Source organism: Paraburkholderia edwinii (assembly GCF_019428685.1).
Classification (GTDB): domain Bacteria; phylum Pseudomonadota; class Gammaproteobacteria; order Burkholderiales; family Burkholderiaceae; genus Paraburkholderia; species Paraburkholderia edwinii.
In genome coordinates this window covers 2920850-2933308 of sequence record NZ_CP080096.1, presented here as the reverse complement: position 1 = coordinate 2933308, position 12459 = coordinate 2920850, and the positions used below count along the sequence as shown (strand labels likewise).

Sequence of the window (12459 nt, the reverse complement as noted above, 5' to 3'; positions counted from 1 at the left end):
TGGCTGGAGCAATGCGACATGGGACTGGAGACAACAATGACAGCAGCCGATAGCTTTCTTGAAGCGCGCGATCTGTTGTTGCGCCATCGCACCGACTACGAGCGCGCCTATCGCGAGTTCCAATGGCCGGTTCTCGACGACTTCAACTGGGCGCTCGATTACTTCGACGTCATCGCGCGCGGCAACGACAGCCCGGCGCTGCGGATTGTCGACGACATCGAGGGCCGCGGCCTCACGCTTTCGTATGCGCAGATGGCCGAACGCTCGGATCGCGTGGCGAATTTCCTGCGCGGCCTCGGCGTCGGCCGCGGCGACCGGCTGCTGCTGATGCTGCCGAACCGTGTCGAACTCTGGGACACGATGCTGGCCGCGATGAAGCTCGGCGCGATCGTGCTGCCGGCCACCACGCAGCTATCGGCCGGCGATGTACGCGATCGCGTGCAACTGGGTGGCGCGAACGTCGCGATCGTCGATAGCGCGGAGCTCGCGAAATTCGATGCACTCGAGGCGCCGCTCACGCGTATCTCGGTGGGCACACCGCGCGATGGCTGGGCCGATTTCGCGGCCGCTTATCAGGCGTCGTCATCGTTCATACCCGACGGCCGCACGCGCGCAAGCGATCCGATGCTGCTGTATTTCACATCCGGTACGACATCGAAGCCGAAGCTCGTCGAGCATACGCATGCGAGCTACCCGGTCGGCCATCTGTCGACGATGTACTGGATCGGTCTTCTGCCCGGCGACATCCACTGGAACATCAGTTCGCCCGGCTGGGCGAAGCACGCGTGGAGCTGTTTCTTCGCGCCGTGGAATGCGCAGGCCTGCGTGTTCGTCTACAACTTCGCGCGCTTTGTGCCGAAAGATACGTTAGACGTGCTGGTGCGCTGCAACGTAACGACGCTATGCGCGCCGCCCACCGTGTGGCGGATGCTCGTGCAGGAACCGCTCGCGTCGTATCCGGTAAAGCTGCGCGAGATTGTCGGCGCGGGCGAGCCGCTGAACCCGGAAGTGATCGAGCGCGTGCGCCACGCGTGGAACATCACGATACGCGACGGCTACGGCCAGACCGAGACGACCTGCCAGGTCGGCAACACGCCGGGACAGCCGGTCGTGCCCGGTTCGATGGGGCGGCCGCTGCCTGGCTACCGCGTCGAACTCGTCGATGCAGACGACCAGCCGGTCAGCGAAGGCGAAATCGCACTGCCGCTCGCGCAACGTCCGCTCGGCCTGATGACCGGTTACGCGAACAATGAAGCAGCCAACGCGAACGCCATGCGCAACGGCTACTACCGCACGTCCGATGTTGCGCTGAGGCGCGACGATGGCTACCTCGTCTACGTCGGTCGCTCGGACGATGTGTTCAAGTCGTCCGATTACCGGTTGAGTCCGTTCGAGATCGAGAGCGTGCTGATCGAGCACGAGGCCATTGCCGAAGCAGCGGTGGTGCCGAGTCCCGATGCGCTGCGCGCGTCGGTGCCGAAGGCGTTCGTCACCGTGCGCCAGGGCTTCGAGGCGAGCCCCGAAGTCGCTCGCGACGTGTTCCGCTTTGCACGCGAAAAGCTTGCGCCGTACAAGCGGATTCGCCGTCTGCAGTTCAGCGAATTGCCGAAGACGATCTCCGGCAAGATCCGCCGCGTCGAGCTGCGCCGCCGCGAACTCGATCGCACCGCGGAGCCGGCGCGCATGCCCGGCGAGTATTGGGAAGAGGACTTTCCCGATTTGCGCTGATTTAAGTTGACTTGGGTTGGCTTGAGTCGACTTGAACTGACTTGAACTGACCGACGCGCATTGCCTGCAGAACACTATCGGAGACGTCACGATGAAGATCGGTTTCGTAGGGCTCGGCAATATGGGGGCGCCCATGGCGCGCAACCTGCTGAATGCGGGTCATGTGCTGCACGTGTTCGACGTCAGCGCATCGGCCGTGCAGGCCCTCGTGGAAGCAGGCGCGCAAGCGGCCGTGTCGCCGAAAGCGGCGTCGGCTGAAGCGGAATGCGTGATCACGATGCTGCCGGCCGCCGCGCACGTGAAGAGCGTGCTGACCGGCGACGACGGCATTCTCGCCGGCATTGCGCGAGGCGTAGCGATCGTCGATTCGAGCACGATCGATCCGGCAAGCGTAAAGGCCTTTGCTGCGCTCGCGCAGCAGCAGGGCAATGCGTTCCTCGACGCGCCGGTGTCGGGCGGCACGGGCGGCGCCGCGGCGGGCACGCTGACCTTCATGGTCGGCGGCAGCGTGGAAGCTTATGAACGCGTGAAGCCTGTGTTGTCCGCGATGGGCGGCAATATCGTGCATTGCGGAGACACCGGCACGGGGCAGGTCGCGAAGATCTGCAACAACCTCGTGCTCGGCATCACGATGGCGGGCGTGGCGGAAGGCATGGCGTTAGGAGAAGCGCTCGGCATCGACCCGAAAGTGCTGGCGGGCATCATGAATACGTCGACGGGGCGCTGCTGGAGTTCCGATACGTACAACCCGTTTCCGGGCGTGATCGATGCGGCGCCGTCGTCGCGCGGTTACACGGGCGGCTTCGGCACCGACCTGATGCTAAAAGATCTCGGTCTCGCGACCGACGCCGCGAAGCTCGTGCGGCAGCCGGTCTTTCTGGGCGCGCTCGCGCAGCAGCTGTATCAGGCGATGAGCACGAACGGCGCGGGCAAACTCGACTTCTCGTCGGTCATCAGGCTGTATCGGCGCGACGACGCCGCGACGTGAGCGGACGCACGATGCACGATGGTCGCGTCACGGCACGAGCCACAGCGACACCGCGTAGATGACGAGCGACACAAGAAACGTTATCGCGGTATAGCCCATCACACGCTGGATCCGGATGCCGGCAATGGCGACAACCGGCACGGCCCAGAACGGCTGCAGCATGTTCGACACGTTCTCCGCCATCGCAACGCCCATCGCGGTGCGCGCGACCGGCGCGTGCAGGCTCAGCGCGGCCGGCAGCACGAACGGCCCCTGCACGGCCCAATGACCGCCCGCGCTCGGAATCAGCAACGTGATGATGAGCGAACTCAGATAGCTCCATAGCGCGAGCGTGGCCGGCGTTGAAATCGCGACGAATGTCTTCGCGATAACCGACGCGAGGCCCGTGCCGCTCATGATGCCCATGATGCCGCCGTACATTGGATATTGCAGCAGCATCGAACCGGTCTGCCGTGCCGCGCGGCGAATCGCGTCCGCATAAGCGATCGGCGTGCGCTGCAACGCAAGACCGGCGAGCAGAAAGATCAGAATGGTCGTGTTGATGTCGAGCTCGAAGCCTTTTTCGTGCCACTGCATCGCGATATAGCCGATGCCCATCGCGAGCAACAGCAGCGTGCCGAGCATCGATTGTTCGAGCCGCGCGGCGAGCGAGCCGTCATCGGCGTTGCGTGCGTGCGGATCGTCGGCGGGCGCGGCGGCCTGTTCTTGCAACGTCGTCATTTGCGCATCGCGCGGATGCATCTTGATAAAGATAAACGTCATCACGACGACAATCGCGATCGTCGGCACAAACACGAACGGCGCGAACACTGTTTGCATGAGCGGCAAGACCTGGCCCGTGGCTTTCTCGACGAGATTCAGCGCATTGCCGTGCGACGCTTGCGACAACGCGATCGAACTCGACAGGCCGCTATTACAGATGGACCACGCGGAGTAGCTGCCCGCGACGAGCCACGCAAAATCGACATTGACCCGCTTGGCTATTTCACGCGCGAGCAGCGCGCCGACCACAAGTCCGAGCCCCCAGTTCAGCCATGCCGCCACCGCGACGATCGGAAACACGACGAGCGCCGCTTTCGTCGGCGTCTGCACACGCGAGGCGAGCGCGCGCAGCCCGCGCTGCACGACCGGCGCATCGGCGATCGCAAAGCCGGTCGCGAGAATCAGGATCATTTGCAGCGCGAAGCCGAGAATGCCGAACGCGCCGCCGTACCACGAGCTGAGCACGTGCGGAATGTCGGCCTTCGGTGCGAACAGCATCGACAACACGATCACGACGAGCGTGAGCCCGATGGACAGCACGAACGGGTCCGGCATCACGCGCTCGAACAGATAGACGAGCGCGCTCACGACGTTGCGCCGTTCCGGTTGCGATGCGTTGGCAGAAGCAGGGTGTCTCGCGTCCATTATGTTTCTCTTGTCCTCACAGTTTCAGATGCGGCGTATCGCGCGGTACGCGAGCCTTCAATCTGAAAGCTTGCGCGCCGCGATGCCGCGTTTGACGTGGGCTCGAAACATACCGGAATTTTTCGATATGTGCTGCCAGGTACGCGTTGTCTGGTTCGCGTCGCCGGTTCGCGGTTGAGATTGCGACTGCAACGGGAACTACGTTTTGCTAACGATGCGCGACGACGCGTACGCGTCAATCGTCGAGCGCTTCGTGTACCGCAATGGCGCCCTGTTTCCAGTAGCTCGCCGCGCGAATGCGCGATTTGTCGATGCCGCGTTCGTTGACGAGGTGATAGCGCACCGCACGCATCGTCGCTGCTTCGCCGGCCGCCCAGACGTAGCCTTCACCGTCGGGCATCCACGTTTCGCGTACCGCGTGCAGCAGCGCTTCTCCGCGAGACTTCGATTCGCTGCGATAGCACCACACGCTATACAGATTCGTAGCGGTCGCGAATTCGATGCGAGCGGACGGATCGCTGACTTCGATAAGCGACGCGACGCGCGTGCCTGCGGGCAACTCTTCGAGACGACGTGCGATGGCGGGTAGCGCGGTGTCGTCGCCGATCAGCAAATGCCAGTCGAAGGCGGTTGGAATGACCAGCGAGCCGCGCGGACCGCCGACGCCGAGAAACTGGCCCGCTTGCGCCTGCGCCGCCCATTCGGCAGCGGGCCCCGCTTCGTGCAAGGCGAACTCGAGGTCGAGTTCGCGCGCGGCGCGGTCATAGCGGCGCGGCGTGAAGTCGCGCGCAACGGGGCGCGGCTCGTCGGCGGCGAACACCGGACCGTCCGGGCCCGCTTGCGGCAGCGATGGCTTTTCCGCGCCGCGGGCGGGGAAGAAGACTTTGACATGGTCGTCGAACGAGGCCGATTCGAAGTCGTGCAGGTCGTCGCCGGTCAGCGTGACGCGGGTCAGATGCGGCGTGAGCTGCCGCACGTGCTTGACTTGCAGCAGACGGAACTTCAGCGGGTGACGCACACGCGTCACCGCAAGATCGGAGCGATCGTGCATAAGGGAATTCCTTTCAGGTTGCGGGCGGTGGCTGGCCCGTAGGTCAGCCTTGTCAGCCTCGTTCGGGCCTTGCCTCAGGACTTGCCGCCACCGCTGGTTTTGCCTTCGATCTCGGCCGTCGCGCGCGCGAGTATTGCCGCGATACGGCGCTGCTCATCAGGCGAGGCGTTGTCGCGCAGCAGCAGCGCATGCTTGAGCGCACGTCGTGCCTCGATAAATTCGGGCAGCCAGGCCGTGCCGCGAACGCCGCCGAATTCGTCGCCACCGGCGTCGGCGCCTGGGTTATCACCCGCGTCGTTTGAGAATGCGCGCCGAACCATGTCCATCTTGCGCGCGATATGGCTGAGCTTCGCGAGCATCAGGTCGGCGCGTTCGCGGTTCGCCGCGAGGTAGACGCGACCCGCGTCGGCCAGTTCGTAGCGCTTGCGGTTGCCCTCCATTTGCACAGTGACATAGCCGAGCTCTTCGAGGTAAGTGAGCGCGGGGTACACCATGCCGGGGCTTGGCGAGTAGAAGCCGTTCGAGCGTGCGTCGAGCGCCTTGATCAGCTCATAGCCGTGGCTGGGGCGCTCGCCGATCAGCGCGAGCAGCAGCAGTTGCAAATCGTCGGAGGTGAACTTCCGGCCGCGCGGGAAGCCGTCGGTTTCATCGCCGAAGCCGCCGAAGCCGGGCCCACCGCCCGAAAAGCGGCTGCCGCGACCGTGGTGATGACGGCCGATGGCGTGCCACGCGTGCCACAGGCGGTGAAGCGAAAAGGCGTCCGCGAAGCCGGGGCGGCCCGGATAAACAGTGTCGGATGAGAAATGGAAATGGCGGTGATCGCGCATGTCGAGCTCCTCGTGGTGGATGACGGTGTATCTAAAGATATATCTCAAGATATATATCTAAAGATACTTTGTCAAATCTGATTTTGGCGGATATCGGTGCACAACGCGTTCTTCTGCAATCTGCTTGCGCCAGCCATCTGTCGTTCCTGCAATGGCCAAAACATGGTGCAGTTCGGCCACGACCTCGCGGTTCGCGAATGCCCCTCGCTAGACTTCGTGACTCGTATCGGAGCATGGGCACGAGCCAGTCTACAAATGAACGACACGACTTCCGAGCGATCGGCCGGACATCGCGGTCCGCATCAGAAACACGCGTTTGGACGACGAAAGAGCATCGACGAAGAGCTGCATATCGCGGTTCTGGTGTTCCCGAGATTCTCGTCGCTGGACGTCGCCATCATCGACCAGGTATTTCATTACGCGAACAGACTCAACGGCATGAACGACCGCCGTTATCTGGTCCGACTGCTGTCCTCGAGCGGCGGCCTCATCAGGGGAACGGCGAGGATGAAAGTGTGGAGCGAGGTGGTCGAGTCGCCGTCGCTGGACATTGTGTTCGTAGTCGGGGGAGACGGCGTAAGCGCTGCATCGCGCGATGCGCGCCTGCTCGGCTGGATCCGGGAGACGTACCGCAGGAAATCGCTCGTGATCGGCGTTGCCGAAGGCCGCACGTTGATCGAGACAGCAGGCGTACCGCCTGCTGACGTGACAGGCGAGCTAACGTCGCTATTCCGGCGGGGCACGCACGCAACCGGACATACAGATGTTACTGCGCGTCCGCATGACATCTACGACCCGGGCGGGGCGTTCTCCAGCGCGCTATCCATCCTTAGCCGTGACCTTGGGACGCCGAGAGCCCAGGAGGTGAGCGAACGGGTCATACCCGATTCGAGTCGTCGGCTGTCCTCTTTTCCCGGTGAGCCGAGCGAAGACATGCGGCGCGACCGGATCCGCGAAGCGGCCGACTGGATTGAACAGAACTGCAACAGACCGATTACGGTCGCGGACATTTCCCAATTCGCGCTCATGAGCAAGCGGACACTGCTGCGGCATTTCAGGCAGGTGATCGGTACGACTCCATCCGAGTATCTGCTGAAGGCCCGTTTCGAGCTTGCCTGCCGGTTACTGATTTCGACCGCGCTGCCGATCGACAAGGTGGCGAGGCGCTGCGGCTTTAGCAGCGGCATGGCGCTCGCGAAACTGTTTCGACGGCGCCTGTCCGTGTCTGCCAGTGAATATCGTGCGACGGCTCGCTCGCAGCAAGGCAGCGCTGACCACGAAACCTCGTAATACACCCGCGAAAACCATTCGAGGCGGTGATCGCACCGCCAACATATGGCCTTTTTCGGTCACGTCGATTTTGGCAAGACGGCCGCTCAGTATGATTCGACCTGCGAAATTCACATGACGCACCAGTTACGGGGAGTATCGAAGTGAGTCGGCTCAGTGCAGATCCCGCCGTCGCGGCCCGCGGCGTTGCAATCCATCCCACGCGGAGCGGACGCGCGCGCGTCTTTGCTCGCAAGGACATCGACGCGCGCATTGCGCGGCGCTTGAATAGCGCACATAGCCGGACTTAGGAGCGCGTCATGCAAGCCGATATTCGCCAATACGGCGTGGGTGTACGGAACGACTTTAACGGCGTCGTCGCAAGACTGGCCGATGTCGCGACCATCGCCGGGATGGCCGAGCTGACAGCGCAATCGCGCTTCGGCAGCCTTCTCACGCACGGGACACTCGACGCGCTCTTTGTCGCTTTTTCGATTGCATGCGCGCTTGCGTTGATGCCCGCATTTGGCGTGTATCAATCGTGGCGCGGACGCTCGACGTTGCAGCTTGCGCAGCGTGTGCTGTTCGCATGGCTGTGTGTGCAGGTTTGCTGCGGACTTCTGATCTTCTCGCTGCACTATGCAAACGATGTGTCGCGCCAGTGGTTCGAATACTGGACCGCCGCCGGCGGCGCCGCGCTGATCGGCACCCGCATGGTCGCATACGCGATTCTGAGCCGGCTGCGCCATGCGGGTCTCAATCAGCGCCTCGTCGCTCTGGTCGGCGAAAGCGTGCATTGCCGCAGCGTGCTGCGCAAAATCGACGCCGTGCCGGGCAGTGGCTTCCGACCTGCGGCGGTGTACGATCCGCACGGCAACGCGTCTGGCGCGGCGCCAGGCTTGCGCGTGTTCAGCGAGTTCGGCCCGTTCGTCGACTATGTGCGTGAGGCCGGCATCCAGGAATTGTGGCTCGCACTCCCGCTCTCCGAGCAGCCGACGATTCTGCGTTTTCTCGATACTTTCCGCGACGAGCTGATCAATATCCGCCTCATGCCGGATGTACGCGGCCTTGCATTGTTCGAGAGCGGAGTCGTCGAACTGGCCGGTTCGCCGGCCATCAACCTCGCCGCTTCGCCGCTCTCGCCGGCCGCACTTGCCCAGAAAGCACTGTTCGATCGCGTGTTCGCGGCTTGTGCGCTGCTTGCGCTGGCGCCACTCTTTGCCCTGATCGCGTTGGCGGTCAAGTTTTCGTCGCCGGGCCCCGTGTTCTTCCGGCAGAGCCGCAAGGGGGCGAATGGCCGCGTATTCCGCATCTACAAGTTCCGCTCGATGCGGGTTCACCAGCAGACGCATGGCGTGGTGCAGCAGGCGACGCGTCACGACGCGCGCATTACACAAGTCGGCGCTTTCCTGCGCCGCACCAGTCTCGACGAGCTACCGCAGTTTATCAATGTGCTGCGCGGCGAGATGTCCGTCGTCGGTCCACGGCCGCACGCGATCGAACACGATGAACTGTACGGCAAGCTGATCGACCGCTATATCCATCGCTACCGGATCAAACCCGGCATCACAGGCTGGGCTCAGGTGAACGGTTATCGCGGCGAAACCGATCGGATCGAAAAGATGCAACGGCGCGTCGAACACGACCTCTACTATCTATGTAACTGGTCGCTGGTGCTCGATATGAGAATAGTCGCCGCTACGGTAATCAAGGGCTTTATTCACCGTAACGCGTATTGACGGATGACACCGCGCACTGCGCGGGCACTGCGGCGCCGCGGGCTCAAAAGACGAGCCACGCGGCGCTGTCATGATGAGGCATCCGAAGCGGCCTACGAACGCGCACGGCGCAAGGATCAATGCAGGATGTCTGCGAAGATCGAAGCAGGCCCTGTATGAAGCTGGCAAACCAGTTCTAACGATGACGCGAGCTCATCGATCTGCGAGGGTGTCAGGTTGCCGATTAACGTGGTCATCTCGTCCGAGAAGCCGAATATGCGCGCGCCATTCCGCTGGTCTTCGAGAATCAGCCGATTCGCGAGGCGAAGATAGGTGCGATTCCAGTCACTGATCATATCCAGCAGGTCTTCGTCGTTCGGCATGGGCGTGGGGTGTGGAAGTGTGGCGTTCGCAGCATCGGTAACGCCTGCTAGCACTGTCGTACCGATATAGGCGCGGTTAATAGTTTAGTGATCCGGAACGTATGCGCGCGCCAAAACTATGGCGGATTCGGTCAATGTGGAAGCGCATAACCTGATGTGCCCCCAATCCGTCAAGACCTGGCGTCATTCCGCCATCGTGTCGATGCTCCGCTTTGCCTTTCGTAACATGGGTGTTGCAAGACGGGCATGACGTCTTGTTGCGATGCGCTTTATCGCGCGGCGCGGCGCAAACGGGGTGTATGAAGGAGACGCGGCAATCAGCGCGGATGCAGCCTACCCGGCACGACAAATTGAAAACAATAGGCATCACAGTATTCGACGGCTTTGCATTGCCTGAAATTGCACGCATCGTGGAATCGTTCCAGCGTGCGAACGAATCAAGCGAGTACGGCCAGCACAACCCGGACTGCTTCAACGTGCGCCTGTTGTCGAGCCTCGGAGGGCGCATCGCCAGTTCGTCCGCCGTCCTTGTCCTGACCGAAAGCGTCGAGACCGATCGGAAGCCTGACGGTCTGCATGCGCTTTTCGTCGCCGGTGGACCGGGCGTCAGTCATGCGTTGCGTGACGACGTTTTGCTCGCATGGTTGCGTCGCACCTGCCCGCTGACCGGATATGTGTTTCCAGTCGATGAAGGACATCTGCTGCTCGACGCGGCGGGGTTCGGGTGCGATGCGGGCGCGACGCGCAGAATCAGCTCGCTGCTCAAGAAGTTCGTGCCCAACCCGTTCACCGACATCGTCTGCCGCAACGAGGCGAACCACGTGAGCGAGAAGATCCGGTCCTCGGCACGCTGGATCGAAGCGAACGGCCATCGGCACGTGGGGCTGAACGAGGCGGCTCGTGTGGCGCAGATGAGCGAGCGCAATTTCCTGCGCCGTTTCAAGGCAGAACTCGGCGTGACGCCCTCGGATTACCTCCTTTACGTGCGGCTCGACATGTCGTGCCGGATGCTTGCGGAAACAACCTTGCCGGTGGGCAGCGTCGCGCGGCGTTGTGGCATGGGTAGCGGCGGGCGGCTTGCGAAGCTATTCCGCAAGCACCTCGGCAAGACGCCGACCGCCTACCGGGCGAATCACCGGCGGCCCAGCGCATAGCAAAGAGGCCATGCCGCGCACCGGGCCGGATGCGCGGCAGCCGTTCAGGTACAGGTCCTCGATGCCGTACGGCCCGTCCGGTAGTCGGTCGGTGTGGTCGAGAGATACTTGCGGAAAAGCTTGGCCAACTGGCCGCCGCTACCGATGCCGCAGCGGCGTGCGATCTTGTCGACCGGAAGGCGCGATTCCACGAGCAACCGGCAGCTCATGTTCAAACGCGCGCGCAACAGATAGTCGGACGGCGTGATGCCCATCTCGCTCTTGAAGCGCCGCAGGAAGTTCCGCTCGCTCATCGCTGCAACCTGTGCGGCGTCGTCGATCGAGATGGGCTGGTCGACGTTTTCCTCGAGCCAGCGCGCGGATGCCATGATCTTCTCGCTTACCTGTGACGGCGCTCTACCCGCGATCGGCGAGGCGAACGGCGATTTGTGCTCGGGTACGACCGACTCGGTGACCAGCTGCGCGAGTTCTGCACCGAGATCGTGCTTCACGATTCTCAACGCAGTATCGACTGCACCGGGCGGGTCGCCAAACGGTCTTCGCGAATAGACGTCACGCCATTCGTGGCTGGCTTCGAAGTGCGGCCCTTCGCGACCCGTAAAGCCCGCTGCCTCGAGGAGCTGCTGGCCTTCATGAATGGAATGAACGATCTCGCTTGACGGATACCTGCGGCGCAGCCAGTCTCTTAGCCGTTCGTCGCGGCATGCTTGCTGCGCGCCCGCGCCACCGGCGATGAAGAGCATGTGGACATCATCGGTTTCGCGGTAACTATCAACACTTTCCGTCCAGACAAATACGGACGACGAACTGGCAACGCGCCCGCCGGCAGCTGACCACAGCGAAACGTCATAGCGCGAGCGTCCGATCGGTCTCGGCGCCGCGAGCGCGTTAGCTTTCTGAAAAACCTCGATGATTGCGGCGATCTTCGGCAAGGCGAAACCGTTAAAGAGGGCAATGTCGATGCGGGTGGTCCTGTCGACGTTGGGCTGCGATATGCTTTGCCGCAACGCATGCGGCACGGTTCGATCCAACTCCATCTGTTTTTCCCCGAGTAATCACGACTCCCAGAGCTTTTTGCTGCGCTCTGTGTTTATTGTGTCGACGCATCCTATACAAACGGATCTACTGCCGTTATTGCATGGCCGATTAGGTAAAGACAATGGCTGTTCGAGACACGGTACTCAATGTGTACACCGAACTTGCATGCATTCTGAATCCAATGTAAATGAATGCCCCCGCTTGATTGGCCAGATTAAAAGTGCTGGATATTGAAGGTCGTTCAATGGAACGAGGTGCGTTTCGAAACTGTACCGTGGCGATATCAGTTTCAATAAAACATAACTGCGCAAACGATTGCGCGAGAAAGATAGCTACCGATTGGACCTGTTTTTTTACTAATATCGTTTCAATTGCGATAACACGTGCAACACCGGTGTCGCCCTGGCGCAGCCATGCCGGGACCCGCGTCGCGATCGTGCCGATTCGGCCAATATATTGCCGCTGTCCGCCAGAATCATGCGCCCCATACTGCGTTCACTAGAATCGCAGCCTGGTCACTCGAAGCAGACGGGCAAACGCGCGTTCTCTTCGGGCTTCTTGCCCGCCGCGCCCCCCGCCGGCGGGCCTTTTTCATCTGGCCTGGAGTGGCGGCAAGGCGAACATTGACGCACCGCTAAAGAAGATCGATGTCGGGCCGATAACGCTTTCATGCACCAACAAGACATTCAGAATATCGTCGACGCCGCGTACGAAACCGCCGATGCAATTGTCGGCGCCCGCGAGTGGAGGACGGCTGAAGATGCGAGCGATATGCGAGATGTAATTTTTTGGGAATTGCTCGCGAAACAGCTCCCTGAGATGACGGTGGCGCAGATCGTGTCGGAACTCGATCCGAGCGATGTGTGATGCCCCATTCGTGCGACTAAGTCGTCGCG

Annotated in this window: 11 protein-coding genes; 6 read left to right on the top strand and 5 right to left on the bottom strand. The window is 62.0% G+C overall.

Annotated elements, in window-relative coordinates; all coding sequences use genetic code 11:
* Window positions 1–36: 36 nt before the first annotated feature.
* Together KZJ38_RS34430 and mmsB are read left to right on the top strand one after the other, a co-directional pair.
* Window positions 37–1728: an AMP-binding protein gene (locus tag KZJ38_RS34430; protein ID WP_219801481.1), complete on the top strand. Its 1692-nt coding sequence runs from the start codon at window positions 37–39 to the stop codon at window positions 1726–1728.
* 91 nt (window positions 1729–1819) lie between these two features.
* Window positions 1820–2716 carry a 3-hydroxyisobutyrate dehydrogenase gene (gene mmsB, locus KZJ38_RS34425; protein ID WP_219801480.1) on the top strand — a complete coding sequence of 299 codons (897 nt, stop codon included), beginning with the start codon at window positions 1820–1822 and terminating at the stop codon, window positions 2714–2716.
* A 27-nt stretch (window positions 2717–2743) separates the two neighbouring features.
* Here the strand turns inward: mmsB and KZJ38_RS34420 are convergent, their stop codons facing one another.
* The 3 genes from KZJ38_RS34420 to KZJ38_RS34410 all read right to left on the bottom strand — a co-directional run bounded on the left by KZJ38_RS34420 (window position 2744) and on the right by KZJ38_RS34410 (window position 6001).
* Window positions 2744–4123 (bottom strand): short-chain fatty acid transporter, encoded by a 1380-nt coding sequence (locus tag KZJ38_RS34420; protein ID WP_219801479.1) that lies wholly within the window; start codon window positions 4121–4123, stop codon window positions 2744–2746.
* A gap of 235 nt (window positions 4124–4358) precedes the next feature.
* A complete protein-coding gene (locus KZJ38_RS34415) occupies window positions 4359–5174 on the bottom strand; it encodes a siderophore-interacting protein (protein ID WP_219801478.1) in 816 nt (271 codons plus the stop codon).
* Window positions 5175–5248: 74 nt separating this feature from the next.
* Entirely contained in the window at window positions 5249–6001 is a 753-nt protein-coding gene (locus KZJ38_RS34410) for a PadR family transcriptional regulator (RefSeq protein WP_219801477.1), read from the bottom strand.
* Window positions 6002–6097: 96 nt separating this feature from the next.
* On the opposite strand from KZJ38_RS34410, the gene KZJ38_RS34405 reads away from it, so the two are divergent.
* Both KZJ38_RS34405 and KZJ38_RS34400 read left to right on the top strand, forming a co-directional pair.
* Window positions 6098–7291 (top strand): GlxA family transcriptional regulator, encoded by a 1194-nt coding sequence (locus KZJ38_RS34405; protein ID WP_219801476.1) that lies wholly within the window; start codon window positions 6098–6100, stop codon window positions 7289–7291.
* Between the two features lie 299 nt (window positions 7292–7590).
* Window positions 7591–9009 (top strand): undecaprenyl-phosphate glucose phosphotransferase, encoded by a 1419-nt coding sequence (locus KZJ38_RS34400; RefSeq protein ID WP_219801475.1) that lies wholly within the window; start codon window positions 7591–7593, stop codon window positions 9007–9009.
* Between the two features lie 116 nt (window positions 9010–9125).
* On the opposite strand, the gene KZJ38_RS34395 is transcribed toward KZJ38_RS34400, so the two are convergent.
* Entirely contained in the window at window positions 9126–9371 is a 246-nt protein-coding gene (locus KZJ38_RS34395) for a flagellar transcriptional regulator FlhD (RefSeq protein WP_219801474.1), read from the bottom strand.
* A 350-nt stretch (window positions 9372–9721) separates the two neighbouring features.
* On the opposite strand from KZJ38_RS34395, the gene KZJ38_RS34390 reads away from it, so the two are divergent.
* The gene (locus KZJ38_RS34390) at window positions 9722–10525 is read left to right on the top strand and encodes a helix-turn-helix domain-containing protein (protein WP_246641917.1); all 804 of its coding nucleotides are present in this window, start codon (window positions 9722–9724) and stop codon (window positions 10523–10525) included.
* 44 nt (window positions 10526–10569) lie between these two features.
* Here the strand turns inward: KZJ38_RS34390 and KZJ38_RS34385 are convergent, their stop codons facing one another.
* Window positions 10570–11562 (bottom strand): GlxA family transcriptional regulator, encoded by a 993-nt coding sequence (locus KZJ38_RS34385; protein ID WP_219801472.1) that lies wholly within the window; start codon window positions 11560–11562, stop codon window positions 10570–10572.
* Between the two features lie 670 nt (window positions 11563–12232).
* Between KZJ38_RS34385 and KZJ38_RS34380 the strand changes: the two genes are divergently transcribed.
* Window positions 12233–12430 carry a hypothetical protein gene (locus KZJ38_RS34380; protein WP_219801471.1) on the top strand — a complete coding sequence of 66 codons (198 nt, stop codon included), beginning with the start codon at window positions 12233–12235 and terminating at the stop codon, window positions 12428–12430.
* The last annotated feature ends 29 nt before the right edge of the window (window positions 12431–12459 follow it).

Bases quoted from the DNA above. Each gene is read 5' to 3' on its own strand.
- KZJ38_RS34400 (WP_219801475.1), top strand. From the start codon at position 7,591: ATGCAAGCCGATATTCGCCAATACGGCGTGGGTGTACGGAACGACTTT.
- KZJ38_RS34415 (WP_219801478.1), bottom strand. From the start codon at position 5,174: ATGCACGATCGCTCCGATCTTGCGGTGACGCGTGTGCGTCACCCGCTG.
- KZJ38_RS34385 (WP_219801472.1), bottom strand. From the start codon at position 11,562: ATGGAGTTGGATCGAACCGTGCCGCATGCGTTGCGGCAAAGCATATCG.
- KZJ38_RS34430 (WP_219801481.1), top strand. From the start codon at position 37: ATGACAGCAGCCGATAGCTTTCTTGAAGCGCGCGATCTGTTGTTGCGC.
- KZJ38_RS34410 (WP_219801477.1), bottom strand. From the start codon at position 6,001: ATGCGCGATCACCGCCATTTCCATTTCTCATCCGACACTGTTTATCCG.
- mmsB (WP_219801480.1), top strand. From the start codon at position 1,820: ATGAAGATCGGTTTCGTAGGGCTCGGCAATATGGGGGCGCCCATGGCG.
- KZJ38_RS34420 (WP_219801479.1), bottom strand. From the start codon at position 4,123: ATGGACGCGAGACACCCTGCTTCTGCCAACGCATCGCAACCGGAACGG.
- KZJ38_RS34395 (WP_219801474.1), bottom strand. From the start codon at position 9,371: ATGCCGAACGACGAAGACCTGCTGGATATGATCAGTGACTGGAATCGC.
- KZJ38_RS34380 (WP_219801471.1), top strand. From the start codon at position 12,233: ATGCACCAACAAGACATTCAGAATATCGTCGACGCCGCGTACGAAACC.